The sequence below is a fragment of the Pseudomaricurvus hydrocarbonicus genome (genome assembly GCF_011602365.1).
In the GTDB taxonomy this organism is placed as follows: Bacteria; Pseudomonadota; Gammaproteobacteria; order Pseudomonadales; family Cellvibrionaceae; genus Pseudomaricurvus; species Pseudomaricurvus hydrocarbonicus.
The window spans coordinates 1-19076 of sequence record NZ_JAAONZ010000007.1; the positions used below are offsets into that span (position 1 = coordinate 1).

13 protein-coding genes are annotated in these 19076 nt (G+C 48.7%); 6 read left to right on the forward strand and 7 right to left on the reverse strand.

Translation table 11 applies throughout. The annotated features are described in order from the left end of the window. Positions 1–105: 105 nt before the first annotated feature. On the reverse strand, positions 106–1275 hold the full coding sequence (locus G8770_RS10850; protein WP_167186138.1) for an IS30 family transposase: 1170 nt from the start codon (positions 1273–1275) through the stop codon (positions 106–108). A gap of 176 nt (positions 1276–1451) precedes the next feature. On the opposite strand from G8770_RS10850, the gene G8770_RS10855 reads away from it, so the two are divergent. The 3 genes from G8770_RS10855 to G8770_RS10865 all read left to right on the forward strand — a co-directional run bounded on the left by G8770_RS10855 (position 1452) and on the right by G8770_RS10865 (position 7053). Beyond that, positions 1452–2228, forward strand: a complete 777-nt coding sequence (locus tag G8770_RS10855; protein ID WP_167186141.1) for a HamA C-terminal domain-containing protein — start codon at positions 1452–1454, stop codon at positions 2226–2228. Further along, the gene (locus tag G8770_RS10860; protein WP_167186144.1) at positions 2225–5146 is read left to right on the forward strand and encodes a DEAD/DEAH box helicase; all 2922 of its coding nucleotides are present in this window, start codon (positions 2225–2227) and stop codon (positions 5144–5146) included. The genes G8770_RS10855 and G8770_RS10860 overlap by 4 nt, the downstream gene beginning before the upstream one ends. Before the next feature lie 908 nt (positions 5147–6054). After that, positions 6055–7053 (forward strand): SMP-30/gluconolactonase/LRE family protein, encoded by a 999-nt coding sequence (locus tag G8770_RS10865; RefSeq protein ID WP_167186147.1) that lies wholly within the window; start codon positions 6055–6057, stop codon positions 7051–7053. A 340-nt stretch (positions 7054–7393) separates the two neighbouring features. Here the strand turns inward: G8770_RS10865 and G8770_RS10870 are convergent, their stop codons facing one another. From G8770_RS10870 to G8770_RS10890, 5 genes are all read right to left on the reverse strand, one after another. Further along, complete coding sequence (locus tag G8770_RS10870; RefSeq protein ID WP_167186150.1) at positions 7394–8530, reverse strand: acyl-CoA dehydrogenase family protein; 1137 nt, start codon at positions 8528–8530, stop codon at positions 7394–7396. Between the two features lie 19 nt (positions 8531–8549). Continuing rightward, the gene (locus G8770_RS10875) at positions 8550–9740 is read right to left on the reverse strand and encodes an acyl-CoA dehydrogenase family protein (protein ID WP_167186153.1); all 1191 of its coding nucleotides are present in this window, start codon (positions 9738–9740) and stop codon (positions 8550–8552) included. A 231-nt stretch (positions 9741–9971) separates the two neighbouring features. Continuing rightward, a complete protein-coding gene (locus G8770_RS10880; RefSeq protein ID WP_167186156.1) occupies positions 9972–11678 on the reverse strand; it encodes a class I adenylate-forming enzyme family protein in 1707 nt (568 codons plus the stop codon). 102 nt (positions 11679–11780) lie between these two features. Continuing rightward, entirely contained in the window at positions 11781–12404 is a 624-nt protein-coding gene (locus tag G8770_RS10885) for a PaaI family thioesterase (RefSeq protein ID WP_167186159.1), read from the reverse strand. Positions 12405–12620: 216 nt separating this feature from the next. Continuing rightward, complete coding sequence (locus G8770_RS10890; RefSeq protein WP_167186161.1) at positions 12621–13766, reverse strand: helix-turn-helix transcriptional regulator; 1146 nt, start codon at positions 13764–13766, stop codon at positions 12621–12623. Positions 13767–13957: 191 nt separating this feature from the next. On the opposite strand from G8770_RS10890, the gene G8770_RS10895 reads away from it, so the two are divergent. Continuing rightward, positions 13958–14377 carry a group II truncated hemoglobin gene (locus tag G8770_RS10895; RefSeq protein ID WP_167186164.1) on the forward strand — a complete coding sequence of 140 codons (420 nt, stop codon included), beginning with the start codon at positions 13958–13960 and terminating at the stop codon, positions 14375–14377. Positions 14378–14473: 96 nt separating this feature from the next. After that, positions 14474–16189 carry an FAD-dependent oxidoreductase gene (locus tag G8770_RS10900; protein WP_167186167.1) on the forward strand — a complete coding sequence of 572 codons (1716 nt, stop codon included), beginning with the start codon at positions 14474–14476 and terminating at the stop codon, positions 16187–16189. Positions 16190–16240: 51 nt separating this feature from the next. Here G8770_RS10900 and G8770_RS10905 read toward each other — a convergent pair whose 3' ends face one another. Beyond that, the gene (locus G8770_RS10905; RefSeq protein WP_167186170.1) at positions 16241–17893 is read right to left on the reverse strand and encodes an FAD-dependent oxidoreductase; all 1653 of its coding nucleotides are present in this window, start codon (positions 17891–17893) and stop codon (positions 16241–16243) included. 261 nt (positions 17894–18154) lie between these two features. Here G8770_RS10905 and G8770_RS10910 point away from each other — a divergent pair, with 261 nt between their 5' ends. Beyond that, positions 18155–19024, forward strand: coding sequence for an amidohydrolase family protein (locus tag G8770_RS10910; protein ID WP_167186172.1), 870 nt, complete (start codon positions 18155–18157; stop codon positions 19022–19024). The last annotated feature ends 52 nt before the right edge of the window (positions 19025–19076 follow it).

The window sequence follows — 19076 nt, forward strand, 5'->3', positions numbered from 1 at the left end:
CGCCAGCCACCTTGTCGGCCATGTCCTGTAGTTCTTTGTTTTTCATTGTCGATACCATGATTCATTAACTCCTCTAGGGTAATATGAATCACGGGGTTTACACAGTTAGTGGGACATTCTCTCGGTCGCCGCAACACACGCGTTAAATCTATCAGCGGGAGATTCATAATCCAAGGTTTTTCTAGGCCTCTCATTTAGCTGTCGAGCGATAGCGTTCAACTTTGCTTGTGAGTGAACCGAAAGATCCGTTCCTTTAGGCAGATACTGTCTCAACAGCCGATTCGTATTTTCATTTGAACCTCTCTGCCAGGGCGACTGAGGATCACACAGGTAGATCTGAATGTCTGTTGCTACAGTAAACTCCTTATGGTCATTCATCTCACACCCTCTATCCCAAGTCAGGGATTTGTAGAGTTCACTTGGTAGTTGTTTTGACTGCTTAATCAGTGCAGCGATAACGGTTGCAGTCTTTTTGTCTTTCAACTTGAGCAACATAACGTAACGAGTATGACGTTCAACTAAGGTGGCCACATAGCTATTGTTACAACCCTCGATTAAATCCCCTTCCCAGTGCCCAGGGATAGCCCGATCCTCAATGGAAGCTGGTCTCTCACTTATTGGCACTGCATCGACAATTTTTCCCTGTCCAAGGCCCTTTCTGCTTGAATGCTTGGATCTACGTTTAACGCGCTGTGTACGTAAACAATGGACAAGCTCTTTCTTTAAAGCCCCTCGAGCTTGTATATACAATGTTTTGTAAATCGTTTCATGTGACACGTAAAAGCTCTCTGACGAGAATATTCTTTTCAACCAACCTGATATCTGCTGAGGAGACCATCGCCTTTTGAGCTTTTTGGCAACCATCTGGCTCAAAGGCTTATTGCATAATAGCTTACAAGATTTTGGTCGTTTAGCTCGCTCCCATGCCGCCTTATCAGCTTGACTGGCACGGTAGTACTGGCAACCGCCGTTACGATTGATTTCACGGCTAATAGTGGAGGGGGAGCGAGAAAGACGAACCGCTATTGACCGGACACTCTCTTGAGCAACAAGGCCTCGGGAAATCTCTTCACGTTCGGATAATGACAAACTTCTTTTAGCACGTTTTCTCTCTGGCGGTCGAATTCCACCTGTTTCGGCAATGATTTGTTCAATAGATGAGTGATATCTGTCAAATAAGCGTGCTATATCGGCAAGGGAATCGCCTTTATGATAGCGATCCCACATCAAAGCCCGTTGTTCAGCGGTATAAAATATCCGTTTTCTTTGTTTCATGGCTACGCTTCCTCTTTATTAGAAGGATAGCGTTGCAATCACCGCTTGAACCCACAACCCAAAGCGGACAGTGGATAGGTATCTTGTAGTGTCAAATGTAAGGTATCACTCCGTTGGTTCGATGAGGTTTATACAGAGATATTTGAGCAGACTGAGAATTTTAAGAAGAATTAATAATGGATTTTATAGAAGAGCTGAATGAGCGTCCTGAAGGTAGCTTAGATGTTACTTGTCATGTTTTATCTGACAATTCTGCACAACAGCTAGAGGATTATCTTGTAGATAGGCTGGCCAGCTGTTATATCTCTCAAGAAAAACTAGAAGAGAGGGCTAATCAAACAGGCCTAACCTATAGTGAATTGATCGCTAACAAGATTCCTGACAAGGGAAGTGTAATGTCAGGTGATTTCGGAGAAATATTTACTCTTTATTTTTTAGATAGGCAGTATGAAGATGATTTGAAACTAATTAAGAAGTGGAGATACAAGCAGGATAGGAAAAAGGCCGCGCCACACTCAGATGTTGTTTTATTTAATATTGAAGATTTGAATAATCCTTCAGAAGATGATTTTGTTATATGTGCTGAGTCTAAACAGAAAGCAACTTCTAGTACATTTGACCCTATTGCAAGTGCTATCTCAGGATATGAGTCGGATAGAACTGGCAGGCTTGCCAAAACACTTGTATGGCTTAAAGAAAAAGCCATTGATGAAGGGAATCAAGATGATTTAGCCTTGGCCTCTCGGTTTGCGGATGAATTAAATACCCGTTATTCGAAGATATATCGAGCTGTTGCTGTTGTTGATAGGACGTTTCTGAATAACGAGATAACAAAAAATATTAATTTACCTGAAAGAACTCATGACTTTGAGATCATTGTTATTGGTATTGATGATCTGAAAGAGCGTTATGAATCGGTATATCAGCGTGCGTGTGCAGAGGCAGATCTATGAGTGAACTTCTGCTACACATGATGGCTGAGTTTGAGTCCTGGGAGGCCGCAGCTGAGTTCAATATACCTCAACAGAGCTGGGCTGATTATACTGTTAATGATAGAGTGGATGATCTTTATATAGCTACTTTTTCTCATATATTTAGTACATTGAGGGAAGAATCCGAAGATAAGAAATCTAATCTTTTATCATGTGCTAAGACATTACTGGTTTTCTCAAAGAGTGCAGCATCAAAATATATAAGTGGAGTAGAGAAGAATCGTAACCTTTTGTATTCAGCGGCGCTTTATTATCTTGCAGACCAACCACCAACAGCATTTCTAATTGCAAAAGATATTGATCCAGAAATTTTTGAAATAGAGCAGGAGAAATTCCTATATTCATTTTTATCTCGAATTTCTGATGAGGAAACCGAGTTATCTGTTGAAATTTTTGATGCGGTGAGTAGGGGTGAGTATCAAAGGTTTGACCATATCCTTGATATATTATCTGAGCAGGTTGCAATTGGGCTTCAGCATGATCCATTGCTTTTTGTTAGCTCAAAGTTTGCTTATGAATGTATTGATAGATTTAAAAGTGTAAATGTTTGGAGTCTTCTTGAGCGATATTCTGACTGTGAGGATATGTCAGTATGGAATGAGTTGCTATCGTCTAACGGATGCCATCCTATCTGGGAGTTATTGCCCTCACAGGTAAAAGCAGTTGAATCTGGAATCCTTACTGGTGAAAAACCTGCTTATAGCATGCAGATGCCTACTTCTGCAGGAAAAACTTCACTGTGTGAAATTATCATCTTTAATGAAGTTAAAGTAAGAGGTAATAAAGTTCTATTTCTTGTGCCTTTCAGGGCGCTAGCAGCAGAGGTAAAGGCTGGAATGTATTCTAGGCTGAGTAACGTTGGTGTAGATATTTCAGCTAGTTATGGAGGTAATATTCCCACTCGCTCTGAATCTACGACTGTAGAAAATTCTGATGTTGTTATTTCTACGCCTGAAAAGTTTGAGGCGCTCTGTCAAGTTATCCCTGATTTCATTGATCGGTTTGATGTTTTGATTTGTGATGAGGGGCATCTAATTGATGATGGTAATCGAGGTCTACAATATGAACTATTGCTGACCAAATTTAAAAGACGAGAGAATCCCGTAGATAAGATTGTTTTTATATCAGCTATCTTGCCAAATGTTTCAGATATTAATGACTGGTTAGGTGGAGATGAAAGCAGTTTAATTAACTCAGATTATAAGCCTGTAGTAACAGATTATTCTTTTGTTAGATCTGTTAATGATAAGTGGTTTTTGGACTTTAACCCTCACTTGGATCAACCTTATAGTTATTTTTTAAGCGACTTCATTCAAAAATACGAACTTAAGTTTACTAATCAAGGTGCAGGAAATAGTAATCTCTTGCCAGGTTGGAGTTCACTGTTAACTTTGGCTTGTGCTTCAGCTTTTAAGGCTTCTATATCAGGTTCTGTAATTCTATTTACTACAGAGAAAGGCGTGTCTGGTGTTAGAGGTTTAGCAAATAAATGTTTAGATATGTTGAAAAAAAATGCATTTATTACGCAGCAGTATCAAGTGGAAAATCATCCTGTAGACCTTGTTAATTATATTTCAATGCTTTTAGGTGGAGAGCATTTGTTAACTAGATTGGTTCAGAATAAGATTGGCTATCATCATGGAGATCTTCCTCAAGAATTGCGTCGAGAAATGGAACAGGCAATTAATGATAAAAAATTAAATATATTGATATGCACTTCCACTTTAGCGGAAGGAGTTAATCTACCAATCAGAACTATAGTTTTACATACGGTCAAACGATTTAATGGAAGAATCAAGGACTTTATTGAAAAGAGGAATATAAAAAATATTATAGGAAGAGCAGGTAGAGCGGGAAAGGAAACTCGTGGCAGAGTTATTTTTGCTAATGAGTCAGAAAGAGACTACGCCCTAGAAGTTATAAATGATGTTCAATTGGAGTCAGCTCATGGCTTTTTATTCTCGCTCATTAAAGCTCTTAAAAACTATCTAGAAGCAATGAATTTAACCTTGAATCAGGAGTTCTTTGATTCCGATGTTGCAAAAGATATCTCTTATATCTTTGAATCTATTGATATGTCACTTTTACAGTCTTTACCAGAAGACATCCTTGAAGAAGAATTAGATACATTTTTAGATCAGATGTTATCTGAAACTTTAGCATCTAAGTTTTGCAATGAAGAGGGTTTAACTGATCTATTAAAAATGGTTTTTTCTTTAAGGACTGAGCGAATATTTTATGAAACAGACTCTACGATGAGAACCATAATGAGGAATACAGGTTCTTCGCTTAACTTTCTTAATTATGTTGAAGCAAGTCAGATACTTGATCAGGATATGTGGCGGTCTCTAACCGCTCCACAGGAACCTAAATGGTTTAATAATATAATTAAGCCAGTGTTGAACCATATTGGTTATGAGGATAGTGCTGATCTTATCATAGATGTATTAAATGGTTGGGTATCCGGCAGCTTTTATGTAGAAATAGCTGAAGACCTTGAGCAGGATGTAGATGATGTTGTTAGATATGTTTGTATAGATATAGGCTTTGAGTTACAGCAGACATTATCTCAGCTTACACGTTTCGCAATCGAACTTTATGAAGATGAAGTTCCTGATCATGTCGTGAATTGGCCTCAGTATATGCAATATGGTGTCAATCGTCAGATTCACTTGAGACTAATTAACTCTGGGGTTACAGACAGGCTGGCTGTATTTGGAGTTGCTCGGTTCTTGGATTCCCTTGGGGTTCCAGAAGATATTCGGAATCTTCGCAGGCTATTAATGGTTAATAGAGAAGCTTTAAATAATGCCTTAGAACAAGACCCTCGTGTTCCAGCATTATCAATAAGTCGATTCTTTGATGATTACAATATTTGAAACGGTTTAAACATACTTGAGGGCCACGCGCTGTCGTTCTTGGATAAATTACGGGGAAAATTTCTTGCCGGAATGAAGGCTTATGTTGCGGGTTTAGCCGCATGTAACTCCGTGGGGCGCGGTGCTTGGAATGATCTAGATTTAAAGGTTGATGGTATGGTGATCAATGGAATCAGAGTCATAGAAAAACTTAACGTCTGCTTCTGGCCGAATTGGGACATGGCGAAGTGAATGCAGGTAACGTATAACAAGCGCAAGCAGTCGGAAAAATTACTCGATGTGCTCCAAATTTTCCACTGTTGCGAGCGTTAGTGTTCAATCATGACCAATAGAAAAATTACTATAATATTCTTCTCCCTAATCTTAGTCGTATCGGTTGATTCGGGCGTCGGGTATTTCAATTACTTTGTAGGTCTAGAAGATCCTAATAAACAGAACATAGCTATGTGTATAATTTACATGCTTCATACGGTGATCCTAGCCATTTCTATTTTTTACCAAAAAGTAAATCGGAAAGATTTTATTGTATGCGTGTATTTTGTTGTTCTTAGTATCTCAATACGCTTTTGTACTAATGTCCGCAAAAAGGTCGGGAGTTACAAGCTATGTAGATATCCCCCTACTTATTCATGCTTCGGGATACTCCCTATCAAATTTTGTATGGCTAGTAATTTATATTTTCGGTGGTGTTATGTTACTGAATTGGAATAGCATCAAAAAAACAATAACAAGGCCAAGCACTAGTGCCCGCTGAAAAGCGCGGGCTGGACGCTAATCTTTCCCCGATTTAACGGACACCAAAGTAAAACTGGCGAGGTGTCTAATGCCAAAGTACACAAAGCCAAGAAAGACCTGGATCGAAGGCCTAGATAGGCACTTCCAAAAAAAACTGATAAGGTCAATTGAAAATGAAAGTAACTCTCTGTCCCCGCTATTCATGCACGGCATTCATTACCGCTTTATTGATCGCATCGGCACCGGCAACTGTAAATTCCGCAGACGTGGCGGAGACCTCCAGCGAGAAGGAGGTTGCAGTTGAAACCTGGTCCTGCCCGCTACAACCAGGTACGCCACCGAGTGGTGAGCTGACCGCTGAAGCTATTGCTGCCACCAAAACCACGCGGACAGACCCGGGGCTGTTCGAAGGGCCGGCGTGGATAGGTGACGCTCTGTATTATTCCGATTTCACTTTCGGCACGGGTTTCCCCTCTCGCGTTCAGGTATTGAAAAGCGACGGTACAGTGACAACAGCCATTGCTGACAGTGGCAGCAATGGCCTGGCGGTGGATGGTGAAGGGTTTTTGTTCGCCGCTACGCACGACCGTAAAGCCATTTCCCGCTTTAACCCGAGCACCGGCGAGCGAGAAATGATTGTTAACGGATACGACGGGCAACCTTTTAATTCCCCGAATGATTTAACCCTCTCGCGCGATGGCATTCTCTATTTCACTGACCCAGATTATCAACGCTCGGCCGCACCCGGAGGCCAGCAGAAAACCCGTGTCTATCAATTCGATGGCGAGAAAGTCACTGTCATTGACGATACCCTTGTCAACCCCAATGGTGTTTCCCTCTCCCCCGACCAAACTACGCTCTATGTTGCCGGTGGTCAGGTCGTGCGGGCGTACCCCATTGAGAAGGGCGTGATGGGGGCTGGCGTGGATTTAATAGAGGTCGAAACACCCGACGGCATGGCGGTGGATTGTGCGGGCAACCTTTATGTGACCGAGCACAGTCTGCAACACATCCGCGTGATTACGCCTTCGGGCGAGGAGATCGCCAGAATTAAAGTGGACGCGAACATTACCAACGCCGCATTCGGTGGATCAGAGCGCAAAACGCTTTATATTACCGGCGCGGGTACGCTATGGTCTTTGGAGTTGGATATTGCCGGTTTGCCTTATTGAAAAATAATACAGGACAGGCACTCCCCAAAAAGATCTATCTGTATCCCGTCATGAATCATGATGAAGGAAAACCTAGACAGGCACTTACAAAGACTAGACAGGCACTTATTCCATCATAGTTCTTTTGGATTTCACCAAATTCTCAAGCGTAAGCAGAATTAATTGACCAAAAGCCTAAACAGAGGTCAAAAGCCATATTTCAGACGCAGAAACTCCTCGGCGAAGACCGATGGATTAATATGGCCGGGAGTATGAATAATGACTGTCTTTGATTTTTAACCTTCGGTCACCGTCCGTTATTGGCACATAACGGACGGTCAGCTGATGGGGTACTTGACCCTTAGTAACCCATCAAAGTAGCAAAGCGATCGCGGTGATAGATGCTGTCCCCAAAGATCTGATTGCAGACGCGGGAGCGTTTCAGGAACAAACCGATATCCAGTTCATCGGTCACGCCCATGCCGCCGTGCATTTGTACCGCTTCATTGCTGATGTGCTGCAGGCAGTCATTGGCCAGTGCCTTGGCCGTACTGGCCTGGACAGAAACACCGCGACTGCCTTTATCCAGCGCGGCCAGTGCGCCCACAACCGCCGATCGACAGTGTTCAAGCTGGCAGAGCATTTGCGCACAGCGGTGTTGCAGGGCCTGAAAGCTGCCAATCTTGACGCCAAACTGCTCGCGTTCTTTAAGGTATTCCAGCGTGCGATCGAAGACTTCTTGAGCCGAACCTAACATTTCTGCGGCCACACAAATGGCAGCGCGATCAATCAACGTGTGGATCACGGCAAAACCGTTGTGCAGTTCACCCAGCAGGGCATCTGCAGGCAGGGACACCTGCTCAAACTGAATGCTGGCGACGTTGCGGCCGTCCATCAGCTGATGGCGGTCAATTTTGACGCCGGGTGTTTGGCTGTCGAGCATGACCAGTGACAGACCGTCTCGGCTTCCCGCTTCACCTCGACTGCGCGTCACAACGATCAGGCGATCGGCAGTGTGGCCGTCCAGCACAAAGACTTTGTGCCCGTTGAGTGTGAAACCGCTGTCGTTCTCGGTGAGAGATGTCCGGGTCTGCAAGGGATCAAAATGTGAGTGTTCATCAATGGCCAAAGCCAAGGTCAGACTGCCGCTGGCCACCTCATCGAGCAGGCTTTGCTGGGTTTCATTACCGGCCAATTCCAGCGCGGAGGCCCCGAGTACCACACTGGCAAGAAGGGGCGATGCGGTAAGGTTTTTGCCACACTCTTCCAGCACAGCGCCCAGTCCCAGATAGCCAAAGCCCAGGCCGCCATGTTCTTCAGGCATAACAATGGCCGCGATACCGAGCTCGCATAAATGTCGCCAGAGTTCGGTGCTATAGCCCTGGTTATCCTGGGTATCACGCAGTTTGCGAAAGGCGGTCACTGGCGCATTGGTGCTCAGGAAATCCTGAATTGTATCTTTAAGGAGTCGTTGTTCTTCGTTTAAAACCATATTCATTGGAGGCATAGTCCGCTTGTTATTCAGGCAGGCCCAGGGCGCGCTTGGCAATGATGTTGAGTTGAATTTCCGAGGTGCCACCGGCAATGGTCAGGGATTTGTTGTAGGCCCAGTTTTGTACCAGAGTGCGATAACTTTTGGGGAACGCCTCATCCTGCCAGGTGAGTCCCTGATTGCCGAGAATAGCCAGGAACAGCTCATCCTTACGCTGCTGCTCGGAAGTGTTGGCGTACTTCATGGTCAGAGGCAGCTTTGGATCCGGCTGTCCGGCTCGCATCTGCTGGAAGATGCGCAGCCCACTCAGTTGATCGGCTTGTTCTGCCATCAAGTGACGGGTCAGCTGGTCGCGCAAGCTGCTGTTGCGCAGTTTGCCGTTGCTGTCCAGACCAATGACTTCTTTAGCCAATTCCATGACGCTGCGATCTTCTTTCTCTGTCATGTGGTCAAGTTTGCTGATGAGCTTGCGTTCGTGTTTCAGTACTTCTTTGGCAACCTCCCAACCCTTATCAACTTCGTACACCAAATTTTCTTTGGGTACTTTCACGTTGTCGAAAAACGTTTGACAGAATTCCGACTCGCCACTGATTAATTCAATCGGTGACGTGGTTACACCTTCGCTTTCCATGTCGATCAACAGGAAGCTAATGCCTTGCTGTTTAGCAACCTCGGTATTGGTTCGCACTAGACAGAAGATCCAATCGGCCTGATCGGCGTAGGTTGTCCAGATTTTGGATCCGTTAACCAGAAAATGGTCGCCGCAGTCTTCTGCTTTGGTTTTGAGTCCTGCCAAATCGGACCCGGCACCTGGCTCGGAATACCCTTGACACCAACGAATTTCACCCTGGGTAATTTTGGTTAAATGCTCTTTTTTCTGATCTTCGGAGCCGTATTTCAGCAGTGCCGGTCCGAACATCCACAGACCCTGATCGTAGAGTGGAGGTCGACAGCCCAGGCTTCTCATTTCCTGTTCCAGAATTTTGCATTCATCGACCGACAGGTTGCCACCGCCATATTCTTTCGGCCAATCCGGGGCAATCCAGCCTTTGTCGCGCATGCGTTCAAACCACAGCTGGGCATCGACACTGGGAAATTTTCGGCGTCGGCCGCCCCAGATGATTTCATTCTTTTTCACAGGTTGACGCTGGGATTCAGGGCAGTTTTTCGACAGCCACTCGCGAGTTTCCTGCCTGAATTGGTCAAGAGATGACATATGACAAATCCGAAGTTATGGGTTAAATTTGAGTTAATTTACTATTGCAAAAAAGAAAATTCGTCGCAAAGCTTTTTCGGTTATCTGTATTTTTTGGGATAGTGCATATGAACTAAAGTAAAGGCTGGCAAGTTTGAATATCAACAGCCAGCCACAAAAGGCCGAGCAATCACACAATCTGATGCACGGCCATTACTGTCATTTTTCGGGTGATAAATTTTATCTGGGCGCTTATTCAGGGAAGAACATAGCCCTGACTTCTTTTTTAAGCACTTTGCTGGTGGCGTTGCGGGGGAAGTCCTGATCGGTAAACGCCACTTTGCTGGGTACTTTGAAGTGGGCTAAATGCTGTTTGCAGAACCCCTGCACGTCGGCTTCGGTCAAGTTGTTGTCCCGGGTTTTGATCACCACCGCCAGTTCCTCGCCGTGCTGTTCACTGGGGATGCCGAAGGCGACGACAAACTCAACGCCTGGCATAGATTGCAGGCAGTTTTCAATCTCGACGGGGTAGATATTCTCGCCATTGCGGTTGACCATGTCTTTTACACGGTCACAAATATACAGGCAGCCATCTTCGTCCAGATAGCCTACGTCCCCTGTGCGTAGCCAGCCGTCTTGAAATGTCTCAGCGCTTGCTTGTGGGTTTTGGTAATAGCTGGTGCAGATTCCGGGGCTTTTGATCCAGATTTCACCCGCCTCACCGGCAGGCAGCTCGTCGCCAGCGTCATTGCAGAAACGCATTTCCACAATGGGAGCGGGGAAACCACTGGCTTTGGGCTTTAGGTCGATAAAATGACCGGTGAAGGATGCGCCCACCGAGGTGGATTCAGTCATCCCCCAGCCGGCACCGGAAAGGGCCGTAGGCGCTTTTTCACGCACCAGTGCCAACAGCTTTGCCGGTGTGGCTGCGCCACCTACGGACAGGTTAATCAGGTGTGAATGATCAATGGTTTCGAAGTCCGGGTGACGCAGCAGATCCAGCAGCATGGAGGGGGCGCCTGCCATCGTTGAGATCTGTTCCTGATGAACCAGGCGGCAGGCTTCGGCGGCATCCCATTTGTACATAAGCACCAGCGGTCGACCGCCCCGCAGGTTGAGCAGAAACTGGGAAAACAGGGCGCTGACGTGAAACAACGGTATGCTCAGCAGTGCCCGTACGATGGGGGTTGTCCTGGCATGATTTTGATACTTTTCCATATTGGTTAAGTATGCGGCCGCACCCAGCGCCTCAAAATTAAACACAGCCTGACTGCAGCCCCGATGACTGAAGACGGCGCCTTTGGGTTTGCCTGACGTGCCCGACGTGAACATGATCATCGCGGTGTCTTCCGGATCAATGTTAACCACCGGTAAACGCTCTGCCACGGGTACGCTGTTGGCGTCGTCAATCACTTCGTCGTAAGCGGCGCAGCTGTCGGGTAATGGTTCTCCTTCGGTGCGAGCAACAATCGCCCGCAGGTTCAGCTCTGCCGGTTGAATCAGGACTGCGCGCTGTAAATCACACACAAGTAACGCAACATCGGCATCATCAATGTTCTGGCGCAATTCTTCTTGCTTGCCCCAGCTATTGAGTGGCACGGCAATGGCGCCACAGTGAACAATCGCGGTAAATGCGACCAGCCATTCCGGGTAGTTGCGCATGGCGATTGCGACGCGATCACCACTTTTAATGCCGTAACGATGTGTCAGTTGGTGAGAGAGCTTATCGGCTTGTTCGAAAAAATCGTCAAATGTCCAGCGCTCATCTTGAAAAACCAAAAACTCTTTAGAGCCGTGTTCCCGGCCAGCTTGCATAAGCTCAATCAGCGACTTGGGAGCATTGACATAAGTGTTGGGGTACTCGATACCGGCAAATGTCTGGGGACCAAGTTGAAACGGGCTGCCCACCTGTGTCAGGGTTTCCAGAGCGGTATCATAGGGTGTTCTGTATGAAGACATGTAATTTTTCCTATCGTCTCTCTCAAAATGGAGAGATTACCCTGTTTTTCAGAAATATTAGAGCATGATGCATAGTCCAGATAGGTGAAAAGCACAGGGGCATTAGTCTACCGGCGTATGCAGAAACAGAGCGTCTGCCTCAGCGAGCAGAGTGTCTCCGGCACGACATTCACCGCGGACAAAGCTTTTGCGGCCTTCTATGCGTTCAATCCAGGCGCTGAATTGTATGGGGGTAAATAGTGGCACTGGCTTAATGTAGCGTGTGTTCAGGTAGAGCGTGGGCCCGCCGCGGTCCTGCAGGGTGCAGGCGGCTGCCAGAACATAGTCGAAGACACCGGCGGTAATACCGCCATGAACGCTTTGTGGCGGGCCTTCATGCGTCATGCCGTAAGTGGCTTCGGCCAGCACCTTGTCAGCTTCGACGCGGAAAGTCAGCGGCGCCGCGGTGGGGTGGTGCAATCCCCCTACGGGCGAATAAGGCTGCATGCCATTGGACTCCTGGAGGCCAAGCTTGCCGTTGTAATACTCCAGCAGGCGCTTGCCCTGGCGTGACTGGAATTCCTGAGCCAGTTCTTCCACCTGAGTGGTCAATTGTTGCAGGGCAGCGCTGTTGGTATTGAGCAAAATGGCGGTTTCATTCAGGTTGCGCAGGGCGGCCATCAGACCGGCGTGTCCATGTCGTTGCTCGCTGGAGGCATCGGTGGTGGGTAAATAATTGTTGTGCATAATTGTTACTCTGTCACTGGAAGAGTTAACGACTGCGGTGCAGCCAGGGAGCAGGGAAGACCAATCAGAGCAGGGGGTCATTGTGCCGCTGTGTGAAACAATGTTAGTCAAGGAGCGCGGGGGATTATTCGTCCGTCCAGACTAAAGATGCCGCTTGATTCACAGCGGCATTTGGTAGACGTGGCGATGCACAGGGCGATGGTATCTGGCTAAGAGTCAGTGAAATGTGGCCAGACTTTTCAGAATCAGGCTGACCAGCATGGACTGTTGGGTAACGCCGGTTTTGGAAAAAATTGCGCGCAACTGAGCCCGTGCGGTATTGCGGGCAATGCCCAATAAATTGGCGCTATCGCCGAGACTTTCGCCCGCCGCCAGATGTCTGGCGAGCATGGCTTCCGCGCGGGTTAAATTGTAAAGCGACATCAGCATGCGGATATCGATTTCGTTTTTCTTCTCCGGTGCATTGATGAATATCATCATGTGCGGTGTCTGTACCGATTCCACAATCCGCTCGATCGCCAGAGGTTTGATTAGAATTTCGTAGTCCGGCATGTTCGAGGAACGCTCCACGGAAAGCGCATTCACCGGTGGTAAGTTACCGGCTCGCTGGGCGGCGATAATTTCCTGAATATAACCGTTAAGCTTGCTGCGGGCACTGGGGTTGTTCGCGTAAATTTGTTGGTTGACAAGGGATATGCCATCTTTGTTGGCGATAATTTCATCTGCGGCCAGGTTGCAGTTGAGGACCTTGCCCTGTTCATCCAGAGTAATGATACCAATGGATTTCCCGGAAATGGTTTTGGCATAAAGGCGGCGTTCTGTGTCCAGCTGGATCAGCTGCATACCTGTCGCGACGGCGCGCTGTATATGTGAGCCCAGCTCACCGAAAAACTGCCGCTCTTCGGTATTGAAGTTTGGCGCGGTTTTGGGGCGACAAATACGAACGGTAAAGCGCTGGCCATTGGCGTTGCGCAAGTCGATCCCTGCCATGTGGTACAAATCCATGGGTTCCATACAAATTTTGTACAGATCACTGGATTCCAAACTGTTGTAAGACGTAACCCCATCAAGTGTGACAACTTCTCCCCAAGGCAGGTTGGGCATCAGGTTGGAGGTGTAGTACCGATCAATATAGGGGTGATCGTGAGGGTTGATGTAGGTCTTTTGCAGCAGGTCGCTGGAGATAAACATCAGCCCGCCATCGCTGCCGATGGGTTCTCGCAGGTTGATCGCCGCAAAATTAAGCTCCATTATCTCTCGCAGGCTGGCGAGAAAATTGCTGTAAGGGTGCTCTTCGATATGCCCCTCGTACAGGTGCCCGAGCAACTTGCTGTAGTCTGAAATCGTTATATTATTTTTCATGGGTTACATTACATCATCAAATAGGGCGTGCAACCGGATAGGCGCCCATAGGGGGTAGATTATAAAGGAAAATACCTACCGTTGGGTATCATTGTATTTACTTCCAGCGTCACATAGCGCAAGCAGACGTTGCGCATTCGCTATGCAGTAGTTGACAATTAGGCACTCGTACCCTGTGGTGGAGTAAACACATGCAATCCCCTTATCAATTATTAGGCGAAACCAAAATCCGTGAACTGGCTGCGGCCTTTTACGATGTTATGCACGAGTTGCCAGAAGCAGCCCCCATTCGTCATATGCACCATCAGAACCTGGATGAGATCAAACAGAAGCTCGGTGATTACCTGTTGGGCTGGATGGGAGGGCCGCCGGTGTATCAACAAAAACATGGTACCGTCTGTCTCACTGAGCCCCATGCATCTTATGCGATCGGTCCCGAGGAGCGAGATCAGTGGTTGCTGTGCTTCGACAAGGCCCTGGCGCGAATCGGTGTCAGTGAGGAGATTCAAGCGATGCTGCGTGGGCCTGTCGCGCGGCTGGCGCAGGCCGTGCAAAATCGTGACGCTCCCCTGATAGCAACTCAGGATCCCAATGTGATTGCCAGCGGCTAGTGTTATCTGCGATGGATTATCTGTTTGGACTATGACAGTCCCTGAGGAGTTCTGTAAAACATTGCTTTAATTAATAGCAATGCTTAGAGGGCGACGATGACAGAGGTACGGCAAAACTGGGATAAGAGTGTGGATGTGCTGGTGGTGGGCTCCGGTAATGGCGGCCTGACCGCCGCAGTCTCCAGTTATGAAATGGGCAGTCGCAATGTGCTGGTGGTGGAGAAAGCCGATAAGGTGGGTGGCACCAGCTCTGTCTCGGGCGGGGGCATCTGGGTACCCTGCAGTGACTACGCCAAAGCCTGCGGCGCTGAGGACTCCCTGGAGGATGCTCGTGAGTATCTGCGTCACACCCTGGCCGGAGAAGACATCCCCGACGAGTTGATCGACAATTACCTGCAAAACGGCCCGAAAATGCTGCGCTTTCTGCACGATCGGACCCGAGTGCGCTATGAGTCTCTGGAGCACTATCCCGACTACTATACCAATTTACCGGGTGCCCGTGAGGGGCATCGATCACTGGAACCGTCCCCTATCAATGCCTCGGAGCTGGGGGAAGACTTCCGCAATCTCACGTATACACATCCTATGATGCGTTTGTTCGGGCTGATTCACTTTACCCAGGTCGAGGCTCACTGCCTGATGCTGCGTTTGCCAGGCTGGCTCAAGATCGTGGGTAAAATGTTGTCGGATTATGTAGTGGATATTCCGTGGCGCCTTAAAACCCGCATTTCACGACGGCTCTGTTGTGGCTCGGCGGGTGTGGCCCGGCTCTGGGCCTCGCTTAAGGACCGCAATATCCCGATCTGGCTGAATTCACCCCTGATCGATGTGATCGAAGAGGATGGGCGTGTGGTCGGTGCTGTGGTGGCTCACGAGGGGCGTCAACAGCGCATTCAGGTGCGTCAGGGGGTGGTGCTGGCTGCCGGCGGGTTTGAAAAAAACCAGCAGTTGCGCGAGCAATACCTGCCTGCACCCACCAATACTCATTGGAGTGCCGGGGCCAACACCAATACCGGCGATGCCTTACAAATCGGCTTAAAATTGGGCGCGGACACCCGGTTAATGAACAACGCCTGGTGGAGTACCACTCTGTGTGTGCCCGGTGAGGACATTCCACGCTTGAGTATTATGGAAAAGTCTTTTCCGGGTTCCTGTGTGGTCAATGTCAAAGGGCAGCGCTTCGCCAATGAATCGCAGAATTATATGGCGTTTCAGAAGCGCCTGTTCGAGGCTCATTCGGACGACAATCCCTGCGCTCCGGCCTACCAGGTGTTTGATGCGCGTTTTCGCAGCAACTATATGGTGGGGCCATTGATGACCGCGTCTATGCGGCCGGATTGGACACTGCCGAAAGCCTGGTTTGAACAGGGTTTTATCGCCAAGGCGGACACGATACCCGAGTTGGCAGAGGCCATGGGTATTGACCCCAAGGGCTTGCAGGAAACCATTGATAAGATGAACGGCTACGCCAAAAGTGGTGTTGATGAAGATTTCCAGCGCGGAGAGTCGGCGTACGACCGTTACTATGCCGACCCTGCGATCAAGCCGAATCCCTGTCTGGCGCCCATCGACCAGCCTCCTTATTACGCCATGCGGGTGGACGCCGGTGACTTTGGAACCCAGGGTGGTCTTGCCACCGACGTGAATGCCTCTGTTATGCGTAAAGATGGCTCGCCTATTGAGGGGCTCTATGCCATCGGCAATTGTTCCGCGGCGATCCTGTCTACCTACCCGGGTCCCGGATCAACACTGGGGCCAGCAATGACCATGGGCTACCAGGCGGCAAAGCATATGAACAGTTTTCAGGATTGAGGACGATGGAGTTACAAAAAAGCCGGCAGATTGCCGGCTTTTTTGTGTCTGTCAGGACATGATTGGTAGCAGTTGCTGTGTGAGCTGGTCTTTGTCGCCAACACAGTCGCCGGTCAGGGCAAAACCGCACACTTGCTCTTTGTCGTTGAGGAAAATGGCCCTTACACCGCTGGCACTTTCCCGGTCCAGTTGCCATTCACCTTGGGTACCGCGGGCAGGCGGGGCCACCACCACCGGGTGCAAGGTCGTTTTGACCGTGACCGGCATGCGACCGTAATAGACCTCACTGGCATTGCCGTTGAGGGTCTGGGCCAGCTTGCGGGCACATTCCATCAGTGGTGCGATGTAAAACAAAACATGACCATCAACCTCAGCACAGTCACCCAGAGCGTAAATATGAGGGTCACTGGTTTGTAAATGGCGGTCGGTGACGATGCCGCGGTGAGTGGCTAACCCGCAGGTTTCTGCCAGTGTCAGATTGGGGCGTACCCCGATGGCTGACAGCACCATGTCTACTTGCAAGGTTTCGCCATTGCCCAGGGTGGCGGTCAACCCCTCGGCAGTGCGGTCGATACATTGCACCACGGTTGCCAAATGGAAGCGGACACCGTTGTCGCTGAGGCTCTGCTGTACGGCAGCGGACGCTGTGGGTGGCAATAAGGTGCCCAGCACGGCGTTGAGCGGGTCAACCACGTGTACCTGAAAACCGGCTTGTACCAGATCGTTGGCGTATTCAGAGCCGATCAACCCTGCCCCAATGATCAGGACGCGTTTCTTGCCCACTGTGGCCGTGCGGAAACGGGTGTAGTCCAGCAGGTCGTTAATGGAGTAGACCTCGTTCACGGCGTTGCCTGTCAGTGGGGCTTCAATACAGCCTGCGCCGGTGGCCAGCACCAGTTTGTCGTAGGCAATAGAGCCGGTAGTGGTGTGAAGCACGCGGTGTTCACGATCAATGCGGGTCACGTCGGTGAAGATGTGAACTTCGGCACTCAGCTGCTGAGCCATATCTTCCGCGCTGGCGGTGGCCATTTGATCGGCACTTTTGCCTTTGTGGAAGCCGGTGGAAATGAGAGGTTTTGAGTAGAAGCGACCATCGTCGCGACTGATCAGAATCAGCGGAGTGAGTTGATCGAGGCGGCGAAATTCACGTGCCAGGTTGTAACCGGCCAGACCGGTACCCACAATGACAACCGGTTTGCGGTTGTAGTCAATGGCAGGAATGTCGTTGATGATAGGGCTGTTGTCGGTTGGTGGGGTGGTGGTTCCTGTAACGGGGGACGATGTGTCAAGGGCAATCATCTCGAAATCGCCTTTGCCGACGCCACAATCCGGGCACAGCCAGTCCTCAGGCACGTCCTCCCAGCGGGTTCCCGGAGCGATTCCGTCCTCAGGCCAGCCTTTGGCTTCGTCGTAGACCCAGCCACAGACCACGCATTCCCATAGCTTATAGCTTGTAGCCTCCGCAGGTATGGCCGCCGACATCACGTCTTGATCGGCAGCCCGGGGGGAAGCCAGCAGGGTTTCTTCTGCCGGGCGCTCGGCCATTTCAAAGTCGGCTTTACTGACGCCACACTCAGGGCAGAGCCAGTCTTCGGGAACGTCTTCCCAGCGGGTGCCGGCAGCGATACCATCTTCCGGCCAGCCCTTGGCTTCGTCGTAGACCCAGCCACAAATAAGACATTCCCATATTGTATGCGTACTCATTGTGATACCTGCTTTAAGAATATTTGCTTGTACTGCATTTTAGGGGGTCGGTGTGGCTTCGGGAATTTGGATGTTTAAGCAAAATAGGGGTTGACGTGCCCGGTAATGATGTTACTGCCAGTATGCGGTTTTGCAGGTTTCGGTGTGAGCGTATTGGTCATAGTCTTTTTTAACTATGTGCTGAAGGCGGTTCTGGCTTCCATAGTCTTTAACGTCTGCTGTAGCCTAGGCATCATTATTTTAGAGAGGTAATACCCCACTATGTCTATGCCCACAGATATTGGCATCATTGACTTGATGCTGGCCGTGCCAAATAACGATAAATCCGATTACTACGAATTTATCAAGCCGTTGCTTATGGACGAAGAGAGTCGCCAGATGTTTCAGATGCCGGCTCAGTATATGTTCAAAGATGTACCGGATACGGGTAAACAAGACGACTATCTGGCCTACACCCTCCGGAAAATGGATGAGTTCAACATCGAAAAAGCCATGCTGGGTGTTGATGAAGATCAATACGAATCGCAGAACGAAGCCGTGTTGAAACACCCGGACCGTTTTGTTGGCAGCTATGACTGCAATCCCAATAACGGCATGGAAGAAGTGCGCAAGATTCGCCGCTTGAAAGAGAAGTACGACATCAAGGCGGTAACCGCATTTCCTGCCGGGTTGTGCCCACAAGTCCCGTTGAACGACAAGCGCTGGTATCCTATTTTTGTGACCTGTGTGGATCTGGACATTCCTTTTTGTCCCTGTGTGGGGGTGCCGGGTCCACGTATTCCCATGGAACCCCAAAAAGTCGAGTATCTGGATGAAATCTGCTGGTTTTTCCCCGAACTGAAAGTGGTCATGCGCCACGGTGCCGAGCCCTGGACGGATTTGGCCTGGAAACTGATGTTGAAATACCCCAACCTGTATTACATGACCAGTGCTTTTGCGCCTAAGCACTATCCGCAAAACATCATTGAGTTCGCCAATACCCGGGGTGCCGATAAAGTCATGTACGCCGGATATTTCCCCATGGGTCTGTCTTTGGAGCGTATATTCAAAGACATGCCCACTGTTCCGTTCCGGGATGAAGTGTGGCCCAAATTTCTGAGAGAAAACGCCCAGCGTGTCTTCAAGTTGTAGGTGCCCAAGTTGTAGGTGCCTGTACATCAACAGAGATTAATTTAAGCGTACT